Source organism: Geodermatophilus sp. SYSU D00815, from assembly GCF_054050035.1.
Window position 1 is genome coordinate 64,063 of record NZ_JBJGYO010000004.1, and the last position, 23,437, is coordinate 87,499.

Here is a 23,437-nt window from a genome sequence, read left to right on the forward strand (position 1 = left end):
GAGAGATGCTCACCGAGAAGTCCCGGCCCGTCATCGAGGCCACCCTGCCCGTCGTCGGGGACAACATCGGCAAGATCGCCGAGCGCTTCTACCAGCACCTGTTCGGCGAGCACCCCGAACTGCTCGACGGCACGTTCAACCGCGGCAACCAGGCCGAGGGCACCCAGCAGCAGGCGCTCGCCGGGTCGGTGGCCCTGTTCGCCAGCGCGCTGGTGAACCACCCCGACCACCTGCCGGAGCACCTGCTCAGCCGGATCGCGCACAAGCACGCCTCGCTCGGCATCACGCCGGCCCAGTACCAGGTCGTGCGGGACAACCTGTTCTGGGCGATCGCCGACGTCCTCGGCGACGCCGTCACGCCCGAGGTCGTGGCCGCCTGGGACGAGGTGTACTGGCTGATGGCGCGCGCCCTGATCAACCAGGAGCGCGGCCTCTACAGCGCCCGCGGCGTGCGCCCCGAGACCGTCTGGCGCGACTGGGAGGTCGTGGAGAAGCGCCGGGAGACCGACGACGTCGTCACCTTCACCGTCCGGCGCATCGACGACCGGCTGGTGAAGACGTCGCTGCCCGGTCAGTACGTCACCGTGCAGGTGCCCATGCCCGACGGCGTCCGCCAGCCGCGGCAGTACAGCCTCACCCGGGCCGACGACGGCGAGCACCGGTCGTTCGCGGTCAAGCGGGTCACCGGCGACGACAAGCCCGACGGCGAGGTCAGCAACTACCTCCACGACCGGGTGGACGTCGGCGACCGGCTGACCATGTCGCTGCCGTTCGGCGACGTCGTCCTCGACGACTCCGGGCGGCCGGTGGTGTTCGCCAGCGCGGGCATCGGCGTCACCCCGATGGCCGGCATGCTGTCGCACCTGACCGCGGCCGGCTCGCACCTGCCGATCACCGTGCTCCACGCCGACCTGCACGAGGGCTCGTTCGCGCTGCGCCAGCAGGTGCTCGACGACGTCCGGAAGCTGCCGAACGCCCGGATGTACGTCTGGTACGAGCACGGCCCGGACGGCGAGCTGCCCGTCGACGGCCGGTTCGGCGGGATCATGGACCTCGACGACGTCGAGCTGCCCGGCGACGCCTTCTACTACCTGTGCGGGCCGCTGCCGTTCATGCGCGGCATCCGCAGCGTGCTGCTCGACCGGGGCGTGCCGGCGGCCGACATGCAGTACGAGGTCTTCGGGCCGGACCTCTGGCAGGCCGACGTGGACTGAGCAAGGACCCCGCCGCCCCCCACGCCTCGCGCGCTCGGCGCGGGACCCCGCAGCAGGGCCTCACGGGACCACCTCGAGCCGCTCGTGGACGAGGTTCACCAGCAGCTCGGGCGCCTCGACGTGCGGGAAGTGGCCGGTGGGGGTGACGACGAAGGAGACCTCGGGCACCTCGGCCGCCAGGGCCGCCAGCCGCTCGTCGGTCCACCGCTCGTAGGCGACCCAGGCCGGCTGCGCCTCGGCGGGCACGAGCTCGGCCAGCGACTCGCCGGCCCGGGTGAGCAGCAGCGGGCAGCGCGCCCGCCGGTACGCGGCGTGCACGTCGAGCTCGTCGATGGCCCGCATGACGTCGGCCATGTGCTCGCCGAGCAGCAGGGTCGCGGCCTCGGCCAGCCAGGTGACCAGCGCCTCGACCGACGGGTCGTCCGAGGGCAGGCCGGCGTACCGGTCGCGCCGGGTCGGGTTGCCGTGCCCGTCGAGGTTCACCGCCAGCGGGCACTCGGGGTGCCCGGTCGCCCACAGCGCCGCGACGATCCCGCCCACCGAGTGCCCGACCACGGCCGGCCGGTCGAGCCCGAGCTCGCGGACGACCGCCTCGACGTCGGTGACGACGGCGTCCCAGGTCCACGGCGCGACCGGCGTCCCGCCGTGCCCGCGCAGGTCGATCGCGACCGGCCGGTGGCCGAGCGCCCGCAGGCGGTCGGCCGCCACCTCCCAGTCCTCCGACGTCCGCGCGCCGCCGTGCAGCAGGACGACGGCGGTGCCGGCGCCGCCGTGGTCGACGACGTGCAGGGGCACGTCGCCCGAGGTCACCGTCAGCTCGCGCATGCGCCGGAGTGCAGCAGCAGCGGGGCGGTGGCCGCACCCGATTTCCGGCGCACGGGCTGCCCGGCCCGGGTGCGAGGGGATCCGCTCCCCGGCCGGGCGGCCGGCTCAGTCCTCCAGCGCGAAGGAGCCCGTCTCCACCTCGCCGGCGCGCTGGTAGCTCGCGATGATCGCGCCGGTCGTGGTGACCGCCGACTTCGTGAGCCGCCAGCTGCGCGGGATCGTGCCGTCGCCGAACAGCCGCTTGCCCTGCCCCAGCGTCACCGGGTCGATGATCAGCCGCAGCTCGTCGACGAGGTCCTCGCGCAGCAGCGTCTGGATCAACCCGGCGCTGCCGTGCACCTGCAGCTCGCCGCCGTCCTGGGCCTTGAGGGCCCGCACCGCCTCGGCGACGTCGCCCTCGAGCAGCTGCGCGGTGTCCCAGTCCAGCGAGGTGAGGGTCCGCGACGCCACGTACTTGGGCTTGGTCTGCAGCCCCACGGTGACGTTGTCGTCGCCCTCCACCCGGGGCCAGTGGGCGGCGAAGATCTCGTAGGTCGTGCGGCCGAGCAGGAAGTCCTGCGCGCCGGCGAACCACTCGTCCATCTGCTGCCCGAACACCTCGTCGGCGTACGGGAACGACCAGCCGCCGTACGCGAACCCGCCCGACGGGTCCTCCTCCGGCCCCCCGGGGGCCTGCATGACCCCGTCGAGGGTCAGGAACGTGGTGACGACGAGCGGGCGCATGGCTTCCTCCTGCGGTTCGTGGGGCTCCGTCGTCAAGACGTCGAACGGGACCCCCGCTCATCGACAGCAGGGGGAGAAGTTTCCGGCCCCCCGGTCGGTTGCGCGCTACAGAACTCGCGGCGGTGCGCCGATGGAGCCGCATGGGCAGGCAGCGCACCGACAGCGAGCGGCAGATCGCCGAGCTGCTGCAGACGGCGAAGAAGTCGCTGCGGCTCTCCGTCGCCTTCCTCAGCCGGCTCGACGGCACCACGCAGCACCTCGAGGTGGTCGAGTCGAGCATCCCGGTGCTGTTCCAGGAGAAGGTGACCCAGGTCCGGGAGACCTCGCTGTGCCAGGCGATCCTGGACGGCAAGCTCCCCCCGGTCGTCCCGGACCTCAGGGACTTCCCGGCCGCCATGGCGCTGCCGGCCGCCCGGATGCCGCGGATCCGCAGCTACGTCTCCGTGCCCGTACGGCTGTCCGACGGCTCCCTCTACGGCACCTTCTGCGCCGCCGGCCTCACCTCCGACAGGGAGCTGACCGAGCGGGACGAGGCGCTCATGGACGTGCTGGCCTCCGCGGCGGCGGTCGTCGTCGAACCGGAGGTCCGCGAGCAGGAGCGGCGCACCGAGATCCTCGGGCGGATCGGGCCCGTGCTGGCCGCCGGGGGGCCGACCGTCGTCCTGCAACCCGTCGTCCGGCTGCGCACCGGCGAGCGGATCGGCACCGAGGCGCTCAGCCGCTTCCCGGCCGAGTGGGGGACGACGCCCGACGTCGTCTTCGCCGAGGCGCACAGCGTCGGCGAGGGCCACCGGCTGGAGCTGCTGGCGCTCGAGCGGGCGGCCGCCCACCTCGACCTCGTCGGCGGCTACGTCGGCATGAACCTCTCCCCGGCCACGCTGCTCACCGACGAGGCGGCGGCGCTGTTCGACCGCCTCCCCCTCGGGCGCGTCCTGCTCGAGCTCAGCGAGCACGACCCGGTCGAGGACTACGCCGCCCTGACGCGGGTGCTCGACCCGCTGCGCGCCCGCGGGCTGCGGCTGGCCGTCGACGACGTCGGCGCCGGCTTCAGCTCGCTGCGGCACATCGTCGTGACCTCCCCCGACGTCCTGAAGCTCGACCGCAGCCTCGTGTCCGGGGTGGACGCCGACCCGGTGCTCTCCACCCTCGTGCGCTCGCTGGTCGAGTTCGCGCACGGCTGCTCGGCGCAGGTGGTGGCCGAGGGCGTGGAGACCGCCGCGGAGGCCGCGGCGCTGCTGGCGCTGGGCGTCGACCTCGGGCAGGGCTGGCACTTCGGCCGCCCCGGCCCGCCGGAGGCGCTCGTCCTCCCCGACCCGCGTCGGGCGGTCGAGGGGCCCCGGGAACAGAACCCGCTCGCCGGCACTTGGGGCCGGTAAGAGGAGGCGCATCCGGTTCAGCCCTCCTCGGTCGGCCGGCGAGCGAGGAGCAGACATGCCCAAGACGTGGTTCATCACCGGCGCATCCCGCGGCTTCGGCCGGGAGTGGGCCGTCGCGGCGCTCGAGCGCGGCGACTCGGTCGCCGCCACCGCCCGCGACACCGCGACGCTCGAGGACCTGGTCGAGCGCTTCGGCGACCGGGTGCTGCCCATCGAGCTCGACGTCGACGACCGGGAGGCCGACCTCGCCGCCGTGGAGCGGGCGCACGAGCACTTCGGCCGCCTCGACGTCGTCGTGAACAACGCCGGCTACGGGCAGTTCGGGATGATCGAGGAGATCTCCGAGGCGGAGGCCCGCGCCCAGTTCGAGACCAACGTGTTCGGCGCCCTGTGGGTGACCCAGGCGGCGCTGCCGTACCTGCGGGCGCAGGGCTCGGGCCACATCCTGCAGGTCTCGTCGATCGGCGGGATCAGCGCGTTCCCGAACATCGGCATCTACAACGCCTCGAAGTGGGCGCTGGAGGGCTTCAGCCAGGCGCTGGCCCAGGAGGTGGCCGACTTCGGCATCAAGGTAACGCTCATCGAGCCGGGCGCCTTCTCCACCGACTGGGGCGGCGCCTCGGCCCGGCACGCGACGCCGAACCCGGCCTACGACGAGTTCCGCGAGAAGGCCGCCGAGCAGCGCCGCGCCCGGGTGGCCGGCACCGGCGACCCGGCCGCCAGCGCGGCGGCGGTGCTCGCCGTCGTCGACGCGGAGGACCCGCCGCTGCGGATCTTCCTCGGCGGGACCCCGCTGCGCATCGCCACCGCCGACTACGAGTCCCGGCTCGCCGAGTGGCGGGCGTGGGAGGACGTCGCGATCGCGGCCGCCGGCCCGCAGACCTGAGCCCGCTCCAGGCCCTCCCTCAGCGGTCGACGGGGTCGGGGATCGGCGCGCCGGAGGGCAGCCCGGCGTCGATGTGGGCCTGCAGGACCGGCTGCCACTCCTCCACGTCGCCGTGCGGCCCGCCGGTGGGGACGCCGTCGAGCCGCTTGCCCAGCACGTCGAGGCAGACGTACCACCCGCCGGCGTTGCGCGCGGCCGCCTCGCGCTCGTCGAGGACGTCGACCAGCGTGAGCCGGCACCAGCCGTCGCCGACCGGCTCGAGGGTCAGGTGCAGCTCGTCCTCGTACCAGGTGAACGACAGCCGGTGCGGCGGGTCCCAGACGAGGACCGTGCCGTCGGCCGCCGCGGCGTACGGGTCGTCGGCGAAGGCGATGCGCCCGCCCTCCCGCGGCTCGATCTCCACCTTCGACGGGAACCAGTGCTGGAGCTCGGCGGGGTCGCTGATCGCCGTCCACACCCGCTCGACCGGGTGCCGGTAGGTCCGCACGAACCGGACCGCCGGGCGGCCCTCGTGCTCCACGTACGTGCCCAGGTCGTCCTTCACGATCGCTGCTCCATCCGGTCGAGGTGGCTGCCGAGCGCGTCGAGGCGGTCGTTCCAGAGCGAGCGGTAGGGGGCCAGCCACTCGTCCAGCTCGGCCAGCGGGGCGGGGTCGATCGCGTAGATCCGCCGCTGCGCCTCCGGGAGGACGGTCACCAGCCCCGCCTCCCGCAGCACCCGGAGGTGCTTGGACGTCGCCGGCTGGGTCAGCCCCAGCTCCACCACCAGCTCCCCGACGGCTCGCGGCCGCTCCCGGAGCAGGCCGAGCACGGCCCGCCGGTTCGGGTCGGTCAGCGCCGCCCAGGTCGCCTGGCGCACGACCGAAAGCATGCCTTGACAGGCATATGCCCGTCAAGGCATGCAAACGGATCCCTCAGGCGGCGACGCGCAGGTGCGGCTCCAACGCGGCCATCAGCGCCGCCTGCGGCCGGGCGCCGACGACCGTCGTCACCAGCTCGCCCTTCACGAACAGGGCCAGCGTCGGCATCCCCATCACGCCGTAGCGGCGGGTGACCTCGGGGTTCTCGTCGACGTCGAGCGCGACGACCGACATCCGGCCGGTCTGCTCGGCGGCGATCCGCTCGAGCACCGGCTTGATCATCTTGCACGGCGGGCACCAGTCGGCGGTGAAGTCGACCAGCACGGGGCGGTCGCTGCCGAGGACGTCGGCGGCGAAGGTGGCATCGGTCGTGACGGGCAGGGACACGAGGACCTCCTGGGTGCGGCGGGTCAGCGGTTGACCTGGGCGATCAGCCGGTCGTGCGGGCCGGTCTCCGCGCCGCACTCGCAGACGAGGCGGGCGGTGACCCGGCCACCGCAGCCGCCGTGGCGGTAGACGACCTCCTGCGGGGCGCCGGCGCCGAGGTGGCGCTCCCCCCAGTCGGACATCGCGGCGAGCAGCGGGAGCAGGTCGGCCCCGGCGTCGGTGAGCACGTACTCGATGCGCTCACGGCTGCCGGGGAGCCGGTAGGGGCGGGGGGCGAGGACGCCGGCCGCCGTCAGCCGGCGCAGCCGGTCGGACAGCACGGTCCGCGGCGCCCCGGTGGCGGTCGCCAGCTCGTCGAACCGGCGCAGGCCGAGCGACACCTCGCGGACGACGAGCAGCGCCCATCGCTCCCCCACGAGGGACAGCACCTGCGCCACTCCGTCAGCCATAATCCAAAGTCTAGACCCTGGACCCAGCCTCTCCGCAAGCCCGTGTGCCGGAACCGCTCAGCCGGCCCGGTCCCGCGGCGACACGAACGGCACGAGCACCTCGTCCACGATCTGCACGACCACCTCGTCGTCGATCGGGTCGCCGGTGATGAGGAAGCGGTGCCAGAGCACCCCCTGCCCGAGTTCGCGGGCGATCTCCACCGGGACGTCGGGGCGGACGTCGCCGCGCGCGATGCCGCGCGCGAGCAGGTCGGCCATCTCCCGCTTCCGCCAGCCGATGACGCCCTCGCGGAAGGCCGCGGCGAAGTCGGGGTCGTCGGCCATGGCGGTGACCACCGCCTGGACGACCCGGCTGCCCGGCCCGGTCAGGACGGCGGCCCAGCCGCGCAGGATGGCCAGCATGTCGGTGCGGTAGCTGCCGGTGTCCTCGGCCGGGATCACCCCCGCGGCCTGCCTCAGCAGCACGTCGCGCAGCAGCGCCGCGCGGTCGGACCAGCGGCGGTACAGCACCGGCTTGCTGGTGCCGGCGCGCGCGGCCACCGCCTCCATGGTCACCGCGCGGGCTCCCCCTGCCACGATCAGCCCGACGACGGCGTCGGCGATGGCCGCCTCGAGCTCGGCTCCGCGCCGCCGCACGACCGCCATGGCACCCACCCCGGAGAGAAACGCTTGCGTATCTCGCTCGGCCACCCTAGCGTTCCACCGGTCGAGAAACGCTTCCGTATCTCCATGGAGTCCGAGATGCCCCTCCCCCTCCTCGCGCCGCTCCGCCCGCGCGACTCCGCGCGGGTGACCGTCGCGGCCTTCCCGCACGGGCGGCGGCGGGTGACCATCGACCACGAGCCGCTCGACGGTGTGACGCCGGCCGAGGTCCTCGACTGGTTCCGCTCGATCGGCCGGACCGTCGACTACGACGGCGAGCAGGTCCCCCGCTACCTCGCCTGGCACCCGCGGGACCACCTCCGCTGGGAGCTGGCCCGCCCGGCGCCCGGCGGCGGCGCGGGCGAGGGCGCCCGCTTCCGGATCGTCGAGCAGTTCGCCGGCCGGCCCGAGTACCGCATCGACGTCGTCGACCGCGTGGAGAAGCTCGACGGGACCGGCATCCGGCTGGTGCAGCGCGTGGCCGGCGTCGTCGTCCTGCAGCTCGAGCACACCTGGTCGGCCGGCCGGGGCCGGACGCACTACGTGAGCGTGCTCGACCTCGGCGCCCGCGGCGCGGCGATGGCGCCGGTCAACCGGCTCCTGCAGCGCCGTTTCCCCGACCCCATGGTGGACGCCTGGACCACGCACAACGTCGAGGAGGTCGGCCGGCTGGAGCTCCTCCTGCCGATGCTGCGCACCGGGGACGGTGCGCTGTGCGGGTAGCCGTCGTCGGCGCCGGGATCGGTGGGCTGGCCGTCGCGGGGGGCCTGCAGCGCGCCGGCGCGGAGGTGACCGTGTTCGAGCGGGCCGAGCAGCTGCGACCGAGCGGCTCGGGGCTCTCGCTGTGGGCCAACGGGTTCACCGCGCTCGACGCGCTCGGCCTCGGCGACGCCGTCCGGGCCGTCGCGGGCGACGCCCCGACCGGCCTGGTGGCCGGCCAGCGCCGGCCGGACGGCAGGTGGCTGGTCCGGACGCCGGCCGGCGCCGTGGGCGGGCTGCGCGTGGTGCACCGGGCCGACCTGCACAGGGTGCTGCTCGGCGCCCTCCGCGAGGGGTCGCTGCGGCCGGGCTGCGCGGTCGGCGCCGTCTCCGCCGCCGGCGACGAGGTGGTGCACGACGGCGGGACCGAGCGGTTCGACCTGGTGGTGGCCGCCGACGGCATCGCCAGCCGCGTGCGGTCGGGCTGGCCCGGCGACCCCGGCCGCCGGTACTCCGGCTACGCCGCCTGGCGGGGCGTGACCGCCGAGCCGGTCGACCTGCTGGGCGCGGCGGGGGAGACCTGGGGCCGGGGGCTGCGCTTCGGCATCGCGCCGCTGGCCGACGGCCGGGTCTACTGGTTCGCCGTCGCCTCGATGCCCGCGCGCACGGAGATCGCCGACGAGCACGGGGAGGTGGTCCGGCTGTTCGGCGGCTGGCACGACCCGATCCCGGCGCTGGTCGCCGCCACCCCGCCCGACGCCGTCGCTCGGCTCGACATCCACGACCTGGCCGCACCGCTGCCCACCTTCCGCCGCGGCCGCTGCGTGCTCCTGGGCGACGCCGCCCACGCCATGACGCCGGACCTCGGCCAGGGCGCCAACCAGGCGCTGGAGGACGCCGCGACGCTCGTGCGGCTCGTGGCACGCGGCGACCTCGACGCGGCGCTCGACGGGTACGACCGGCTGCGCCGGCCGCGCACCCAGCGGATCGCCCGCCGCGCCCGGGCGCTGGGCCGCGTGGCGCAGTGGCGCCACCCGGTGGCCGCGGGGGTGCGCGACACGGTCCTGCGGCTCACGCCGGCGGCCGCCGCCGGCCGCCAACTCGCCGCCCTGGAGGCCTGGCTCCCCCCGGTATCTCAGCGCTAAGGTACCGAGCCATGAGTGCGCCGACCCGACGGGTTCGCATCGGGATCGACACCGGGGGGACGTTCACCGACGTCGTCGCCGTGGACGAGGAGACCGGCCGCACGACGACCACGAAGACCCCCTCCACCCCCGCCGACCCGGCCGAGGGCTTCCTGGCCGGGGTGCGCAAGGTCCTCGGGCTGCTGGAGCTGGACGGCACGGCGATCACCGCAGTCAGCCACGGGACGACGGTGGCGACCAACCAGCTGCTCGAGGGCAAGCTCGACCGGATCGGGTTCATCACCACCGAGGGCTACGAGTCGGTGCTGGAGATCGCCCGGCAGTCGGTGCCCGACGGCTACGGCAACAGCTACTTCTGGGTCAAGCCGCCGCGGATCGTGCCGGCCGACCTCGTGCGCACCGTGCGCGGGCGGCTGGACTTCCGCGGCGAGGAGGTCCGCCCGTTCGACCGGGACGACGCCGTCGCCGCCGTCCGCTTCTTCAGGGACGCCGGCATCCGCACCCTCGGCGTCTGCTTCCTGCACTCCTACGCGAACGACGCGCACGAGCGGGCGATGCTCGAGGTGATCGAGGCCGAGCACCCCGAGGCGGTCGTCTCGCTGTCCAGCGAGGTGCTGCGCGAGTACCGGGAGTACGAGCGCTCGGTGACGACGCTGGTCGACGCCGCGGTCAAGCCCAGGGTGGGCGCCTACGTCACCAACATCCGCACCCGCCTCGACGAGATCGCGCCGGGCGTGCCCTTCTACGTGATGAAGAGCAACGGCGGCGTGCTCTCGGCGCAGGAGGTCGTGCACCAGCCGATCACCACCATGCTGTCCGGCCCCGCGGCCGGCGCGCTCGGCGCGGCGCTCATCGCCGGCACCGCCGGTTTCGACCGCGTGCTCACCTGCGACGGCGGCGGCACCTCCACCGACGTCACCGTGGTCATCGACGGGGAGCCGACGCTGACCACCGAGGGGTCGGTGGGCGACTACCCCTCGAAGATCCCGATGATCGACGTCGTCACCGTGGGCGCGGGCGGCGGCTCGATCGCCTGGCTCTCGCCCGAGGGCACGCTCAAGGTCGGCCCGAAGTCGGCCGGCGCCGACCCGGGCCCGATGTGCTACCCGTCCGGCGGCGACCAGCCGACCGTCACCGACGCCCACGTCGTGCTCGGCCGCATCCCCCCGCACCTGCTCGGCGGCGAGATCCCGCTGTCGGTCGACGCCGCCCGCGCCGGGCTGGAGCGGCTGGGCGCCTCGCTGGACCTCGACCTCGAGCGCACCGCCACCGGCATCCTGGAGATCTCGGCCTGGAACCAGGCCAACGCGCTGCGCCAGGTCACCGTCGCCAAGGGCCTCGACGTGCGCGACTTCACGCTGACCACGTTCGGCGGCTCGGGCTCGCTGCTGGCCTGCCGGCTCATGGACGTCCTCGGCCTGCCCCGCACGCTGGTGCCGCCGAACCCGGGCAACGTCAGCGCGTTCGGGCTGCTCACCGTCGACGTCCGCAACGACTACGTGCAGACGGTGGTGAGCAAGCACGCCGACCTCGACCTCGACCGGGTCAAGGCCGTCTACGCCGAGCTGGAGGCCCAGGCCCAGGAGGCCCTGGACGGCGAGGGGTTCGGCCGCGACGAGCAGCGGATGCAGCGCACCGCCGACCTGCGCTACGTCGGCCAGGCGTTCGAGGTGCGCGTGCCGGTCGCCGACGGTGTCCTCGACCGCGCCGCCGCCGAGGCGGTGGCCCAGGCCTTCCACGCCGCGCACCGCCAGCTCTACGGCTACGACTTCGCCGACGACCCGCGCCAGGCGGTGGAGTGGGTCAACCTGCGGGTGAGCGGGATCGGGCCGATCCGCCGTCCGGACATGGTGGCCCTCGAGCCGCGCGACGGCGGGACGGACCGGGCCGTCACGGGCTCGCGGCGGGTGTTCTTCGACGACTGGGTGGACACCCCCACGTACGACCGGCCCGACCTGGCGCCGGGGGACGTGGTGCGCGGCCCGGCCATCATCGAGGAGTTCGGCTCGACGGTGCCGGTGCACCCGGGCTTCCGGGCGACGGTGGACACCTACGGCAACCTGCTGCTCACGAAGGAGTCGGACCGATGAACCACCGAGACGGCCGTTCCGGTGGGAGCAAGGTGGAGGCCGACCCGGTCCTCGTCGAGATCGTCGCCGGCACGCTCGCCGCGATCGAGAAGGAGGTCGAGACCTCCATCGGGCGGACGTCGCGCTCGCCGATGATCCGCGACGCGCACGACTTCCGCGCCGGCATCCACGACCGCAGGCTGCGCAAGCTCACCGGCCGCTCCTACTCGGCGCTGGTGCACCCCGTCGTCCGGGACTACCCGATCGAGACGATGCACGTCGGCGACGTCTTCTTCCACAACGACGTCTACCTCTCCGAGGGCGGCATCGGGCACCTGCCCGACCTGTGCGTGACCGTGCCGGTGTTCGCGGCCTCGCCCGAGACCGGGGAGCCGGAGGTGGTCGCGTTCATCCAGGCGTTCGGCCACCACGACGACATCGGCGGCGCCGTGCCCGGCTCCATGCCGTCGGCGGCGACCAGCGTGTACGAGGAGGGCCTGATGGTCCCCCCGATCAAGCTGTGGGACCGCGGCGTGCCCAACGAGAGCGCGCTGAAGATCATGACCCGCAATTCGCGGATGCCCGACTCGCTGGCCGCCGACCTCGACGCCGAGTGCTCGGCCTGCCTGGCCGGCGCGCGGCGGCTCGGCGAGCTGTTCGACCGCTACGGCGTCGCCGCGGTCGAGGCGTGCTTCGAGGCGATCCTGGCCAGCTCCACCGAGGTCTACCGGCGGGAGATCCTCTCGCAGATCCCCGACGGCACCTACGTGTGGGAGGACTACGCCGAGCACGACGGCGTCGAGGAGCCGAAGCTGCACCGGCAGCGGATCACGCTGACCATGGACTCCTCGAAGGAGACCCCGCTGGTCATCGACTTCACCGGCACCGGCCCGCAGGCCAAGGGCCCGATCAACCACTGCGGCGACTACGCCGACGGCAACTTCCTCAAGAAGTGGCTCGCGCCGATCCTGCGCAACCTGGCCGAGACGCCGGAGCGGATGGCGCAGCTCGACGTCAACGAGGGCGTCGTCCCGCTGATCGAGATGCGCTTCCCCGAGAAGGGCACGCTGCTCACCCCGATCTTCCCCGCGCCGACCAACGCCCGGACGTTCGTCATCCTGCGGCTGCTCGGCGTGCTGGCCGGCGTGCTGGCCAAGGCCACCGGCGGCCGGATGCCGGCCGACCAGGAGACGATCCGCTACACCGGCGTCTACGGCACCGACCTCGACGGCAACCCCTACCTGATGCGCGAGGTGCTCGGCGGCGGCTCGGGCGGCCGGTACTACGCCGACGGCGAGGACACCATCCACGTCGTCCCCGACTCGCGGAACCTGCCGACGGAGTTCACCGAGGGCCGTTTCCCGCTGCGGGTGGAGCGGCTCGGGCTGGCGATCGACTCCGGCGGCCCGGGGCGCTACCGCGGCGGCTGCGGCTACGAGAAGCACATCCGGGTGCTGCGCGACGCGCACTTCATGTCGATCGCCGACCGCTCGATCCTGTCCTGCTGGGGCGTCAAGGGCGGCAAGGCCGGGCGGCCGTTCCAGATCACGGTCGACCCGGGCGGCCCGGACGAGCACGACGTCGACGCGCTCGCCGACGCCGAGCCGCTGAGGGCCGGCACCGTCGTCCGGATCCGCACGACCGGCGGCGGCGGCTGGGGCGACCCGCTGGACCGGCCGGTCGAGGAGGTGCTGCGCGACATCGCGTGGCGCAAGGTGAGCGTCGCCGGTGCCCGCGAGGACTACGGCGTCGTGGTGGGCGAGGACGGCACGGCAGACGTCGAGGCGACCGAGGAGCTGCGTTCCTCGATGCGGGCGGCGCGCACCGGCGACGAACCCTTCTTCGACCGCGGGCCCGGCTACGCCCAGCTCTCGGGCGGCGCGGCCTTCAACGAGTTCGACGTCCTCTGATCAGCCGCGATCACGGCGCCGGAACCACCTCCGGGGCCTCCGGCGCGGTTCCGGCGCCGTGATCGCGGAGACACCCTCGGGCTCCGGCGGGCGGGTGGCCCGCCAGCGCTCGAGCAGCGCGTCGAGGTCGGCCATCCCGGGGACGGCGTCGGCGCGGTCGGCCGGACGGCGCCAGTGCGCGGCCACGCGGCCGTTGAACTCCTCCACCAGCGCCCGCACCGCCGCCTCCGAGGGCAGGTGCGCGACGACGTCGGGCAGCCCGTCGCGCTCCTTGCGCAGGGCCAGGCCCGGCGGCAGCATCCCGTCGGTGCCGCCGTTCTCCCGCCGAGCCCACTCCAGCGCCCAGTCGTAGCTGGTCTGCTCGCGGTCGCGGCGGGGCAGCGGCCGTCCCGCCCCGGCGAGGTCCTCGAACGCGCCCCGCGCCCGGGCCTGCGAGATCTGCTGGTCGATCCAGGTCTCGAAGGACATCCCGCGGGGCTTGCGCTCGGTCATCGCCTCCCGTTGATACCCGCGTTCAGGCGGCGGTGCGCAGCGAGCGCAGCGCCGGGGTGACGCGGGCCAGCTCGTCGAGCACCGCCTTGGCGCCGGCCTCGAGCTCGGCGTCGGGCGCGAACTCGTCGTCGTCGGTGAGGAACCGGGCGAAGAACGGGATCGAGACGGCCTCGACGACCGGCAGCACGCGCAGCGAGGCCAGCACCGGCTTGATCGCCGTCGCGGCGCGCAGGCCGGCCGAGACGCCGCCGTAGCTGACCAGCCCGGCCGCCTTGTCAGCCCACTCGACCGAGAGGTGGTCCAGGGCGTTCTTCAGCGAGGCCGGGAAGGAGTGGTTGTACTCGGGCGTGACGAAGACGAAGGCGTCGGCGCGCAAGACGGTGGCGCTCCAGTCCCGGGTCGACCGGTGCACGTACCGCTGCAGCCGCGGGTGGTGGGGCTCGTCGAACACCGGCAGCCCCACGTCGGCCAGGTCCACCAGCTCCACCTCGAACCCGGAGTGCTCCTCGGCGAACCGCTGGAACCAGCGGGCCACGGCGATGCCCTTGCGGCCGGCGCGGGTGCTGGCGGAGATGATCTGCAGGACGGGACGGGTCACGGTGGTGCTCCTCGGCAGGGTGGCGCTTGCTTGACGTCTCAACAGTTCGCAACGGCAACCGATTCCGCCCTCACTCCCCGTGACCGCACCGGAGTCACGATCCGGCCACGACCGGCCGGTTCCGCTTGCCCGGGCCGCCGACTGCTGCCGTCCGCGGGGGCGTTCGCGCAGCGTGCAGACCTGCCACGAACGGGTGACACGCGCCGTCGGCCGCGAGCGCCGCGCGTGACGCTCCGTGCAGGCTGTCCCGGTGCCGTCGTCCTTCGTCCCGGGGTTGCCGGACCTGCCCCCCGACCTCGCCGGACCGGTGGCGGTGGAGCTGGCCAAGCCGGTGCGCGACATCCCGGCCCCGACCGCCCTGCCCGGCGGCTGCCGCTACGAGCCCAAGTGGGACGGCTACCGGCTGGTGGTCGTGCGCTCGGCGCGGGCCACCCGGCTGTGGTCCAAGCAGGGCCGCGACCTGACCGACCGCTTCCCCGACATCGCCGCCGCGGCCGTGGCGCAGGTGCCCGCCGGCAGCGTGGTCGACGGCGAGGTGGTCGTCTGGAACGGCTCGCGGCTGGACTTCGGCCTGCTCCAGCAGCGCATGTCCACCGCGCCCGGCCGGATCGCCGCCCTGGTGGCCGCCGCGCCGGCGTCCTACGTCGCCTTCGACCTGCTCGCCGCCGGCGGGTCGGACCTGCGCCGCCGCACGCTGCGGGTGCGCCGGGAGCAGCTGGAGGCGATGGCATCCCGCTGGGCGCCGCCGCTGCAGCTCTCGCCGCTCACCGCCGACCTCGACGAGGCCCGGCAGTGGTTCGCCGACTTCCGCCCGGCCGGCGTCGAGGGGCTGGTGGTCAAGGGGGCGTCGAGCCGGTACGCCCCGGGCCGCCGGGAGTGGCTGAAGGTCAAGTCGTGGGAGACCACGGAAGTCGTCGCCGGCGGCGTCATCGGCCCCATCGAGCGGCCGAGCCAGCTCGTCGCCGGGCTGGTGCGGGACGGCGAGCTCGTCGTCGTCGGCCGGACCAGCCCGCTCTCGCCCCGGCAGGCCGCGGAGCTCGCCGCCGTCCTGCGCCCCGCCGGGCCCGACCACCCCTGGCCCGACCGGATCGGCACCGGCCGGTTCGGCGGCGGCCGGCTGTCGGTCCCGCTGACCAAGGTCGAGCCCGACGTCGTCGTCGAGGTCAGCGCGGACGCCGCGCTGCAGGCCGGCGTGTTCCGGCACCCGATGCGCTTCGTCCGCGTGCGGTCCGACCTCACGCCCGGCGACGTCCCGCCGCTGGCCTAGTCCCTCACGGCTCCTGCGGGGTCCGGCCGAGGGCGACGAGGAAGCGGCGCAGCAGGTCGGCCAGTTGGGCGCGGTCGGCGGCGGACAGCCCGGCCAGCAGCCGGCGCTCGGTCTCGAGGTGGTCGGGCAGCGCGGCGTCGAGCGCGGCCCGGCCGGCGTCGGTCAGCGTGACGACGACGGCCCGCCCGTCGGTCTCGCTGCGCTCGCGGGTGATGAGCCCCTTCTCCTCCAGCCGGTCCAGCCGCTGGGTGATCGCGCCCGAGGTCACCAGCGCGGTGCGCATCAGCGCGGTGGGGGTGAGCTGGTAGGGCGCGCCGGCCCGGCGCAGCGCGGCGAGGACGTCGAAGGCCGGGGCGTCGAGCCCGTGCCGGGCGAAGGTGGCCCGCTGGGCCAGGTGGACCTCGCGCTGGGCCTGGGTGATCCGGCCGATGATGCCCATCGGCGAGCAGTCCAGGTCGGGCCGCTCGCGGCGCCACTGCTCGAGGATCAGGTCGACGGCGTCGCGCCCCTCCCCGCTCACGCGGGGACCCCCTCGTCGTCCGGGTGCACGTCGGCCAGGTGCTCGGCGAAGGTGCGCGGCGGCCGGCCGAGCAGGGCGGTGAGCACCCGCGGGCTCCCGGTGAACCCGTGCGCCCGGTAGTGGTCGAACATCGTGCGCAGGCAGCGTCCGGCGTAGGAGGCCGGCACCTCGCCGGTCGGGACGACGTCCTCCGCCACCACGTCGCGGCCCAGCCGCTGGCCCATGAGCTCGGCCAGCCGGGGCGCGGTGAGCGGCTCGGGGCCGACCGCCTCGAACGTGCCGCCGTCCAGCCCGTCCTCGGTCAGCAGCACGGCCGCGGCCTCGGCCACGTCGCGCAGGTCGACCAGCGACTGCGCCTGCCGCAGCCCCCAGCGGCTGCGCAGCACCCCGCCGGCGGCCACCTCGGGCAGCAGGGCGTCGAAGTTGTCGGCGTAGGCGCAGGGCTGCAGCACCCGCCACGGGACGCCGCTGGCGTCGAGGGCTTCCTCGGCCCGGTCCTTGCCCGCGTGGTGCGGCATGGCCCGCGCCTGCGGGCGCAGCACGGAGTGGTAGACCAGCCGGGGCAGTCCCGCACGGCGGGCCTCGGCGAACAGCGCCCGGGCACCCTCGGGCTCGTCGGGGTCGAAGTTGGGCCAGACCAGGTAGAGCGCGTCGGCACCGGCCAGCAGCGACTGCCAGGGCTGCGGCTGGGTCAGCTCGCCCCGCACCACCTCGGCGCCGAGCGCCTCGAGCTCCGGCCGTGGCCCGCGGCGGGCCACGACGGCGCGCACGGCGAGGCCGCGCTCGCGCAGTGCCCGGACGACGGCGGTGCCGGTGGGACCACCGGCGGCCGTCACCACGATCACGCCGATACCTCAGCAGTGAGGCATCTGGGACGTCAAGCGACCCGGCGGCGGGTCCTCAGCGCAGGGCCGTGCTCAACCGCACGGTGAGGCCGGTCGGCCCGGGCAGCAGGTCGACGTGGTCGAACAGCTTGCGGGCCAGCCAGAGACCCATGCCGCCGCGCCCCAGGTCGAAGCCGTGGGCCGGGATGAAACCGGCCAGGGTGCCCTCGAACGACGTCCCGCTGTCGGTGATGGCGCACACCAGCCGGTCGCGGTCGGCGTACAGCCGCCCCGAGACGGGCCGGCGGCCGTGCCGGAAGGCGTTGGCGGCCACCTCGCTGATGCCCAGCCGGAGGTCCTCCAGCTGCTCCTCGTCCCGCACCAGGCCGGGGAGCGCCCCGGTGAGCCGGTGCCGCAGCTCCGGCAGCGAGGGGGCGTCGTCGACCACCACCAGGGCGGGGGTGTCCTCCAGCGGCTCCCGCGGGGTGGGCAGGGCGCGCACGTACTCGGCGGGGTCGAGGTAGGCCCCGTTCGGCGTCCACGCCGCCCCGGAGACCAGGTGCGGGTGCGTGCTGCGGGCGCTGTCCACCAGCTCCGCCGGCAGCCGCCGGCTGTCGTAGACGCACAGGTTGGTCAGCGGCAGCTCGGCCGCGACGCGGTTGACGGCGGCCTCGATGCGCTTCTCCTCGCGCACCTGGCGCGGCTCGTCGGTGGCGGGCACCTCGGCCAGGACGCGCACCCGGCTCGCCCCGTCCAGGCCGGCCCGGACGGTGTACTGGCGCAGGTGGGTGAAGACGTCGGGGCCCGACGTGCCGTCGGGGACGAGCCCGCGGTCGACGGGGACGTCCCGGCCGGCGGGACCCAGCGCGCGCAGGACGAGCTCGGCGCTCTCCTCCGTGCAGCTGATCACGACCAGCTCACCGGACGCGAGGCCGTCCTCCACGAAGGGGACGGCGACCTCCAGCAGCGCGGTGTCGGAGTCGAACACGGCGGCACCGTGGCGGAAGCCGCCGCCACCGCTCGGGTCGGCGTGGTCCACGGCCGGTCCGACGACGGGCACGGCTGCAGGAGACAACCCCTCAGACGTACCGTTCACTGGCCCTCGACCGTCTCCCCGGGCGGTGCTGCCCGCTGCTGCTGCCGTCAACGCTCACATGGATTCTCGGTCAGTCCGCCCCCGACCTTGACACGGGGTGGTGAGATCCGCGTCCCGAACCGGGCGGGGGCGCGGCCAGCCGGCCGCCGCACGAGGCGGTGCCCAGCCATGTGTGCGGGGCGCCCTGGTAGCACCAGCCGAGACGGGGGCGGCGGGCGCTGACCCACAGCGCGGGCACCCGCTTGTCGCCGGCGCGGGAGCCGGCCAGGGAGAAGCAGTTGCGCGACCGCAGCACCCCGTGGTCGGAGACGAGGACCGCCAGCCCCTCGGCGACGGTCAGCGGCGTGCGCCCGGCCGCCGCGATGTCCTCGGTGGCCCGCGTGGGCGGCAGGCCGAGCGTGGCCGGCCCGGGGTCGACGTCGAGCAGCAGGTAAGGGGTCGCCGGGACGTCGAGCTCCGGCAGCGGCCGGAAGCCGGCGAGGTCCTCGGGCTCCATCGTGGTGAAGCCTGCGCCGCCGACCATCCGGACGGTGCGCAGCACGTCGACGACCGGCGCGTCGGGGACGACGACCACGAAGGGGATCCCGCAGCTGGCGGGCAGCGTCGGCAGCAGGTCGCGCAGCGGCTCCAACCAGGCGCGGAAGCACTCGTCGGCCAGCTCCCGCCAGCCGGGCAGCCCCGCGGCGACCAGCGCGTCCACCTGCCGGTCGAACTCCAGGTCGGCCTCCGTGCGGACGACCGGCGGCTGCACGCTGCTCGTCGGCCCCACGGTGGTCGTGCGCTCCACGGTGGTCATCGGGTCCCTCTCGTCCACGGGCGGGCGCCGCGTCGTCGCGGGCTGCCGGTCTGGCACGATCGGCGGCGCCTCAGGGTCCCCCAGGCCGCCGGCCGGCCAGCTTAACGACCTCAACCGACGACACGCCCGTCGCCGTGACCACCTCGTCCTCCGCGAGGGCGCCGCAGTCCAGCCCGCGCAGCACCACCCCGGCCAGCGCCCGGGCGGTCGCGGGCTCGTCGAGCACGCCGCCTGCGGTGCGGTCGAGGTAGGCCGACAGGCGGGCGCCGGCGGCCGGCAGGGCCGCCCGGAAGAAGGCGTAGGTGGCCACGTACCGGGTGACCAGCTGCGCGGGGTGCAGGTCCCAGCCCTGGTAGAAGCCGCGCTCGAGCGCCCGCCGGACGAGCCCGGCGTGCAGCCGCCAGGCCGCGTGCACGTGCGCGCGCGGGCCGACGGGCAGCACGTTGGTCGAGCCGTCGACCGCCCGGGCGCCGGTGCCGGCGACGGCCACCTGCGCCACCTGCTTGGCGAAGTCGGCCGCCGGGTGGTCGGAGGACTGGTACGCGGCGGCGATGCCCAGGGCGGCGCTGTAGTCGTACGTGCCGTGGTGCAGCCCGGTCAGCCGGGGGCCCGCCGCGTGCACCATGCGGGCCAGGGTCGCGGTGCCGTCCGGGCCGAGCACCGCCTGCGGGGTCTCCACCTGCAGCTCCAGGTCGAGGGCCACGCCGTGCGCGTCCTCCAGCGCGTCGAGCACCGGCAGGAACGCGCGGACCTGCTCGACGTCGGTCACCTTGGGCAGCGTCACGGTCGCCCGCCGACCCGGGCTTTCGGTACCGAAGGCCCCGAGGAAGAGGTCGAGGGTGCGGACGCCGCGGCGCCGGGTGGGCCCCTCCAGCGACTTCGCCCGCACGCCCACCGCGGGCAGCGGCTCGGCGGCGATCGCGGCCGCGGCCCGCAGCACGTCGTCGTCCTCCCGGTCGGGACCGCCCCGGTAGCCGTCCTCGGCGTCGACGCGGAGGTCCTCCAGGGGCTCGGCCGCGAGCTTGGCGCGCACCCGGGGCAGGACCTCCTCGACCACGGCCGGGTCGAGGCCGAGGTCGGGCAGGCCGTGCTCGTCGAGGGCGGCGAGCGCGGCCTCCCCCCACGAGCGCGCGAGCCCCGGGCCGACGGCGTCGGCGGGCACGTAGCAGGTGTGCACCGGTTGCCGCCCGGACCGCTCCCCGGGGAAGGCGGCCAGCCGCGCCGCGTCGACCGGGCCCAGCCGCCGGTCCAGCTCGGCGTAGACGCTCTCGTCCAGGCCCATCAGCCGATGAGCTCGTAGGCCGGCAGGGTGAGGAAGTCCGGGAAGTCCTCGGCCAGCGCGACCTGCTCGAACAGCCGCCGGGCGTCGTCGAGCCGCGGTAGCTCGCCGATCCCGGCCACCTCCTCGGCGACGACGGAGCGGACCAGCTCCGCGGTGACCGTCTCGCCCGTGTCCAGCACGACGCCGTTGCGCACCCACTGCCACACCTGCGAGCGGCTGATCTCCGCGGTGGCGGCGTCCTCCATCAGGTCGTGGATGGCGACCGCGCCGTTGCCGCCCAGCCACGCGGCCAGGTAGCGGATCGCCACCTCGACGTTCGACCGCAGGCCGGCCATGGTCCGCCCGCCGGGCACCCCCGCGACGTCGAGCAGCTGCTGCGGGGTCACCGAGACCTCCGGCCGCTGCCGGTCGAGCTGGTTGGGCCGCTCGCCGAGGACGCCGTCGAAGACCTCCCTGCACACCGGCACCAGGTCGGGGTGGGCCACCCAGGAGCCGTCGAAGCCGTCGCCGGCCTCGCGGGTCTTGTCCTCGCGGACCTTGGCCAGCGCCCGCTCGTTGACCTCGGGGTCGCGGCGGCTGGGGATGAACGCCGCCATGCCGCCGATCGCCATCGCCCCGCGGCGGTGGCACACGGCGACGAGCTGGTCGGTGTAGGCCCGCATCATCGGCGCGGTCATCGTCACCGCGCCCCGGTCGGGCAGCACGAACTCCGGCCCGGCCTCGCGGAAGACCTTGATCACGCTGAACAGGTAGTCCCAGCGGCCGGCGTTGAGCCCGGCGGCGTGGCTGCCCAGCGCGTGCAGCATCTCCTCCATCTCGAAGGCCGCCGGGATGGTCTCGATGAGCATGGTCGCCCGGATCGAGCCCTCCGGGATGCCCAGCACCTGCTCGGCGTGGTCGAACACCCGGGCCCACAGCGCCGCCTCGAGGTGGCCCTCCATCTTCGGCAGGTAGAAGTAGGGGCCGGACCCGCGCCGCAGCTGCTCGGCGGCGTTGTGGAACAGGTACAGCCCGGCGTCGACCAGGGCGCCCACGGTGGGCCGGCCGTCGACCAGCAGGTGCCGCTCGTCGAGGTGCCAGCCCCGGGGGCGGGGCACGGTCGTGGGCAGGACGGCGTCGTCGCGGATCCGGTACTCGCGGCCGTCGGGCGCGGTGAACTCCAGGGCGCGGCGGACGGCGTCGCGCAGCACCACCTGCCCGCCGACGACGTTGCGCCAGTGCGGGGTGTTCGCGTCCTCCAGGTCGGCCAGCCAGACGTTCGCGCCGCAGTTGAGCGCGTTGATCGCCATCTTCGGCTCGGTCGGCCCGGTGATCTCGACCCGGCGGTCGACCAGCCCGGGCGGGGGCGGCGGCACCCGCCAGTCGCCCTCCCGGACGTCCCGGGTCTCCGGCCGGAAGTCGATCCGGCGCTCGGCGGCGATCTCGGCCCGCCGGGTGGCGCGGGCGGCGAGCAGCGCGTCGCGGTGCCCGCCGAAGCGGGTCTGCAGGTCGGCGACGAACGCCACCGCCTCGGGAGTGAGCACCTCCTCCGCGCGCTCGACGCCGGGCCCCTCCACGCGCACGTCGGCCATCGCGGGACTCCTTCCCTCGTGAGCAGGGCTGGCATCCTCCCACCGTGGCCCTCGACGACTTCAACGCCGACCCACCGGACCGGGCGGTCCAGGCGCTGCGGGCGTGCAACGCCGCGCCGCGGTTCGCCGCCGAGGTGGTGGCCGGCCGCCCCTACCGCGACGTCGAGACGCTCGTCGCCCGCGCCGAGGAGGTCGTCCGGGCGCTGCCGTGGGCCGAGGTCCAGCTCGCGCTGGCCGCCCACCCGCGCATCGGCGACCGCGTGGAGGGCTCGTCGGCCGAGGCGCAGGCCTCGCGGCGGGAGCAGAGCTCGATGGCGGGGGCGGACGACGACGTGCGCGCGGCGCTGCTCGAGGGCAACCGCGCCTACGAGGAGCGCTTCGACCACGTGTTCCTGATCCGGGCCGCGGGCCGCTCGCCGGAGGAGATGCTCGCCGAGCTGCGCCGCCGGCTCGGGAACGACGAGGCCGCCGAGCGGGTAGAGGTCACCGAGCAGCTGGCCCAGATCACGGGCCTCAGGGTGAGGGGACTCGTCGGATGAGCGTCTCGACGCACGTGCTCGACTCGACCAGCGGCCGGCCGGCCGCGGGCATCGCCGTCCGGCTGTTCGCCGGCGAGGAGCTGCTGGCGCAGGGCGTCACCGACGCCGACGGGCGCTGCCGGCTGGTCGAGGGGCCGACCGAGCCGGGCCGGCACCGGCTGGTCTTCGCCACCGGCGCCTGGTTCGCCCACCGCGGCCAGGAGACCTTCTTCCCGGAGGTGGTCCTGAGCTTCACGGTCCGGACCGGGACCGAGCACCACCACGTGCCGCTGCTGCTGGCCCCGTTCGCCTACTCCACCTACCGCGGCTCGTGACGCGGAGTGCGACGGGCGCGGAAACCGCGCCGTGGCACTCCAGGGCATAGTGCGCGCATGGCGATCAGGCTCGGGCGCAACCAGTACGGCAAGGCCGAGGTGCGGGTGGTCGCCGTCGACCGCAGCACGCCGCGGCACACCCTGGTCGACCTGGACGTCAGCAGCAGCCTGCGCGGCGACTTCACCGCGGCCCACACCGCCGGCGACAACGCGCACGTGCTCACCACCGACGCGCAGAAGAACACCGTGTTCGCCTTCGCCCGCGACGGCGTCGGCCAGCCGGAGGAGTTCGGCCTGCGCCTGGCCCGCCACTTCGCCGGCGCCTACCCGTGGATCACCGGCGCCCGGGTGGCCGTGGACTCCTACGGCTGGGAGCGCATCGCGGTCGGCGGCACCCCGCACGACCACGCCTTCCGGCGGTCCGGCGGCGAGGTGCGGACGGCGGTGGTGACGGTGGACGGCGGCGCGGCGCACGTGCTGGCCGGCCTCTCCGACCTCGTCGTCCTCAAGACCACCGGGTCGGAGTTCTGGGGCTTTCCCCGCGACCGGTACACCACCCTGGCCGAGACCCGCGACCGCATCCTCGCCACCGCCGTCACCGCGCGCTGGCGCTACACCACCACCGAGCTGGACTTCGCGGACTGCTTCGCCGGCATCCGCGGGGCGCTGCTGGAGACCTTCGCCGTGACCCACTCCCTCGCCCTGCAGCAGACCCTGCACGCCATGGGCGAGGCGGTGCTCGAGCGGTTCGGCGAGGTGGCCGAGATCCGGCTGTCGATGCCGAACAAGCACCACTTCCTGCAGGACCTGTCGGCGTTCGGGCTGGACAACCCCGACGTCGTCTACCACGCCGACGACCGGCCGTACGGCCTGATCGAGGGCGTCGTCGAGCGCGACGACGTCCCGCCCGCCGAGATCGCCTGGCTGGGGACGCCGGGCTTCTGCTGACCGGCC

26 protein-coding genes are annotated in these 23,437 nt (G+C 74.8%); 11 read left to right on the forward strand and 15 right to left on the reverse strand.

The window, feature by feature from the left end; translation table 11 throughout:
* Window positions 1-5 precede the first annotated feature (5 nt).
* Window positions 6-1,214 carry a globin domain-containing protein gene (locus ACI78S_RS06345; protein WP_456971386.1) on the forward strand — a complete coding sequence of 403 codons (1,209 nt, stop codon included), beginning with the start codon at window positions 6-8 and terminating at the stop codon, window positions 1,212-1,214.
* A 60-nt stretch (window positions 1,215-1,274) separates the two neighbouring features.
* Here the strand turns inward: ACI78S_RS06345 and ACI78S_RS06350 are convergent, their stop codons facing one another.
* Window positions 1,275-2,039, reverse strand: a complete 765-nt coding sequence (locus ACI78S_RS06350; RefSeq protein ID WP_456971387.1) for an alpha/beta fold hydrolase — start codon at window positions 2,037-2,039, stop codon at window positions 1,275-1,277.
* 105 nt (window positions 2,040-2,144) lie between these two features.
* Entirely contained in the window at window positions 2,145-2,762 is a 618-nt protein-coding gene (locus ACI78S_RS06355; protein WP_456971388.1) for a dihydrofolate reductase family protein, read from the reverse strand.
* Window positions 2,763-2,902: 140 nt separating this feature from the next.
* Here ACI78S_RS06355 and ACI78S_RS06360 point away from each other — a divergent pair, with 140 nt between their 5' ends.
* Together ACI78S_RS06360 and ACI78S_RS06365 are read left to right on the forward strand one after the other, a co-directional pair.
* The gene (locus tag ACI78S_RS06360) at window positions 2,903-4,138 is read left to right on the forward strand and encodes an EAL domain-containing protein (protein WP_456971389.1); all 1,236 of its coding nucleotides are present in this window, start codon (window positions 2,903-2,905) and stop codon (window positions 4,136-4,138) included.
* A 55-nt stretch (window positions 4,139-4,193) separates the two neighbouring features.
* Window positions 4,194-5,024, forward strand: coding sequence for an SDR family oxidoreductase (locus tag ACI78S_RS06365; protein ID WP_456971390.1), 831 nt, complete (start codon window positions 4,194-4,196; stop codon window positions 5,022-5,024).
* A 19-nt stretch (window positions 5,025-5,043) separates the two neighbouring features.
* On the opposite strand, the gene ACI78S_RS06370 is transcribed toward ACI78S_RS06365, so the two are convergent.
* Genes ACI78S_RS06370 through ACI78S_RS06390 form a run of 5 tightly spaced genes read right to left on the reverse strand, consistent with a single transcriptional unit; the run spans window position 5,044 to window position 7,364 of the window.
* On the reverse strand, window positions 5,044-5,568 hold the full coding sequence (locus ACI78S_RS06370) for an SRPBCC family protein (RefSeq protein ID WP_456971391.1): 525 nt from the start codon (window positions 5,566-5,568) through the stop codon (window positions 5,044-5,046).
* The gene (locus ACI78S_RS06375) at window positions 5,565-5,882 is read right to left on the reverse strand and encodes an ArsR/SmtB family transcription factor (RefSeq protein WP_456971392.1); all 318 of its coding nucleotides are present in this window, start codon (window positions 5,880-5,882) and stop codon (window positions 5,565-5,567) included. Before ACI78S_RS06375 ends, ACI78S_RS06370 begins: the two co-directional genes overlap by 4 nt.
* Window positions 5,883-5,937: 55 nt before the next feature.
* Window positions 5,938-6,270 (reverse strand): thioredoxin, encoded by a 333-nt coding sequence (gene trxA / locus ACI78S_RS06380; RefSeq protein ID WP_456971393.1) that lies wholly within the window; start codon window positions 6,268-6,270, stop codon window positions 5,938-5,940.
* A 23-nt stretch (window positions 6,271-6,293) separates the two neighbouring features.
* On the reverse strand, window positions 6,294-6,719 hold the full coding sequence (locus ACI78S_RS06385) for a winged helix-turn-helix transcriptional regulator (protein WP_456971394.1): 426 nt from the start codon (window positions 6,717-6,719) through the stop codon (window positions 6,294-6,296).
* A 57-nt stretch (window positions 6,720-6,776) separates the two neighbouring features.
* Entirely contained in the window at window positions 6,777-7,364 is a 588-nt protein-coding gene (locus ACI78S_RS06390) for a TetR/AcrR family transcriptional regulator (RefSeq protein WP_456971395.1), read from the reverse strand.
* Between the two features lie 96 nt (window positions 7,365-7,460).
* On the opposite strand from ACI78S_RS06390, the gene ACI78S_RS06395 reads away from it, so the two are divergent.
* The 4 genes from ACI78S_RS06395 to ACI78S_RS06410 are packed head-to-tail and all read left to right on the forward strand — an operon-like array spanning window position 7,461 to window position 13,184.
* The gene (locus ACI78S_RS06395; RefSeq protein ID WP_456971396.1) at window positions 7,461-8,084 is read left to right on the forward strand and encodes a hypothetical protein; all 624 of its coding nucleotides are present in this window, start codon (window positions 7,461-7,463) and stop codon (window positions 8,082-8,084) included.
* Window positions 8,075-9,205: an FAD-dependent monooxygenase gene (locus ACI78S_RS06400; RefSeq protein ID WP_456971397.1), complete on the forward strand. Its 1,131-nt coding sequence runs from the start codon at window positions 8,075-8,077 to the stop codon at window positions 9,203-9,205. Before ACI78S_RS06395 ends, ACI78S_RS06400 begins: the two co-directional genes overlap by 10 nt.
* A gap of 11 nt (window positions 9,206-9,216) precedes the next feature.
* Window positions 9,217-11,295 (forward strand): hydantoinase/oxoprolinase family protein, encoded by a 2,079-nt coding sequence (locus tag ACI78S_RS06405; protein WP_456971398.1) that lies wholly within the window; start codon window positions 9,217-9,219, stop codon window positions 11,293-11,295.
* Entirely contained in the window at window positions 11,292-13,184 is a 1,893-nt protein-coding gene (locus ACI78S_RS06410) for a hydantoinase B/oxoprolinase family protein (RefSeq protein WP_456971399.1), read from the forward strand. The genes ACI78S_RS06405 and ACI78S_RS06410 overlap by 4 nt, the downstream gene beginning before the upstream one ends.
* Here ACI78S_RS06410 and ACI78S_RS06415 read toward each other — a convergent pair whose 3' ends face one another.
* Both ACI78S_RS06415 and ACI78S_RS06420 read right to left on the reverse strand, forming a co-directional pair.
* Window positions 13,185-13,676 carry a DnaJ family domain-containing protein gene (locus ACI78S_RS06415; protein ID WP_456971400.1) on the reverse strand — a complete coding sequence of 164 codons (492 nt, stop codon included), beginning with the start codon at window positions 13,674-13,676 and terminating at the stop codon, window positions 13,185-13,187.
* Between the two features lie 22 nt (window positions 13,677-13,698).
* Window positions 13,699-14,274, reverse strand: a complete 576-nt coding sequence (locus ACI78S_RS06420) for an NADPH-dependent FMN reductase (protein WP_456971401.1) — start codon at window positions 14,272-14,274, stop codon at window positions 13,699-13,701.
* A gap of 250 nt (window positions 14,275-14,524) precedes the next feature.
* Here ACI78S_RS06420 and ACI78S_RS06425 point away from each other — a divergent pair, with 250 nt between their 5' ends.
* On the forward strand, window positions 14,525-15,541 hold the full coding sequence (locus ACI78S_RS06425; RefSeq protein ID WP_456971402.1) for an ATP-dependent DNA ligase: 1,017 nt from the start codon (window positions 14,525-14,527) through the stop codon (window positions 15,539-15,541).
* A gap of 4 nt (window positions 15,542-15,545) precedes the next feature.
* On the opposite strand, the gene ACI78S_RS06430 is transcribed toward ACI78S_RS06425, so the two are convergent.
* The 6 genes from ACI78S_RS06430 to aceB all read right to left on the reverse strand — a co-directional run bounded on the left by ACI78S_RS06430 (window position 15,546) and on the right by aceB (window position 21,630).
* On the reverse strand, window positions 15,546-16,061 hold the full coding sequence (locus tag ACI78S_RS06430) for a MarR family winged helix-turn-helix transcriptional regulator (protein WP_456971403.1): 516 nt from the start codon (window positions 16,059-16,061) through the stop codon (window positions 15,546-15,548).
* Window positions 16,058-16,906, reverse strand: a complete 849-nt coding sequence (locus ACI78S_RS06435) for an SDR family oxidoreductase (protein ID WP_456971404.1) — start codon at window positions 16,904-16,906, stop codon at window positions 16,058-16,060. The genes ACI78S_RS06430 and ACI78S_RS06435 overlap by 4 nt, the downstream gene beginning before the upstream one ends.
* Before the next feature lie 55 nt (window positions 16,907-16,961).
* The gene (locus ACI78S_RS06440) at window positions 16,962-17,945 is read right to left on the reverse strand and encodes an anti-sigma factor RsbA family regulatory protein (RefSeq protein WP_456971405.1); all 984 of its coding nucleotides are present in this window, start codon (window positions 17,943-17,945) and stop codon (window positions 16,962-16,964) included.
* 106 nt (window positions 17,946-18,051) lie between these two features.
* The gene (locus tag ACI78S_RS06445) at window positions 18,052-18,777 is read right to left on the reverse strand and encodes a DUF5701 family protein (protein WP_456971406.1); all 726 of its coding nucleotides are present in this window, start codon (window positions 18,775-18,777) and stop codon (window positions 18,052-18,054) included.
* 70 nt (window positions 18,778-18,847) lie between these two features.
* On the reverse strand, window positions 18,848-20,059 hold the full coding sequence (locus ACI78S_RS06450; protein ID WP_456971407.1) for a DUF6986 family protein: 1,212 nt from the start codon (window positions 20,057-20,059) through the stop codon (window positions 18,848-18,850).
* On the reverse strand, window positions 20,059-21,630 hold the full coding sequence (gene aceB / locus ACI78S_RS06455; protein ID WP_456971408.1) for a malate synthase A: 1,572 nt from the start codon (window positions 21,628-21,630) through the stop codon (window positions 20,059-20,061). The genes ACI78S_RS06450 and aceB overlap by 1 nt, the downstream gene beginning before the upstream one ends.
* A 44-nt stretch (window positions 21,631-21,674) precedes the next feature.
* Here aceB and uraD point away from each other — a divergent pair, with 44 nt between their 5' ends.
* The 3 genes from uraD to pucL are packed head-to-tail and all read left to right on the forward strand — an operon-like array spanning window position 21,675 to window position 23,431.
* Window positions 21,675-22,169 (forward strand): 2-oxo-4-hydroxy-4-carboxy-5-ureidoimidazoline decarboxylase, encoded by a 495-nt coding sequence (gene uraD / locus ACI78S_RS06460; RefSeq protein WP_456971409.1) that lies wholly within the window; start codon window positions 21,675-21,677, stop codon window positions 22,167-22,169.
* On the forward strand, window positions 22,166-22,483 hold the full coding sequence (gene uraH, locus ACI78S_RS06465) for a hydroxyisourate hydrolase (protein ID WP_456971410.1): 318 nt from the start codon (window positions 22,166-22,168) through the stop codon (window positions 22,481-22,483). Before uraD ends, uraH begins: the two co-directional genes overlap by 4 nt.
* Window positions 22,484-22,540: 57 nt before the next feature.
* Window positions 22,541-23,431: a factor-independent urate hydroxylase gene (gene pucL, locus ACI78S_RS06470; RefSeq protein ID WP_456971411.1), complete on the forward strand. Its 891-nt coding sequence runs from the start codon at window positions 22,541-22,543 to the stop codon at window positions 23,429-23,431.
* Window positions 23,432-23,437 lie beyond the last annotated feature (6 nt).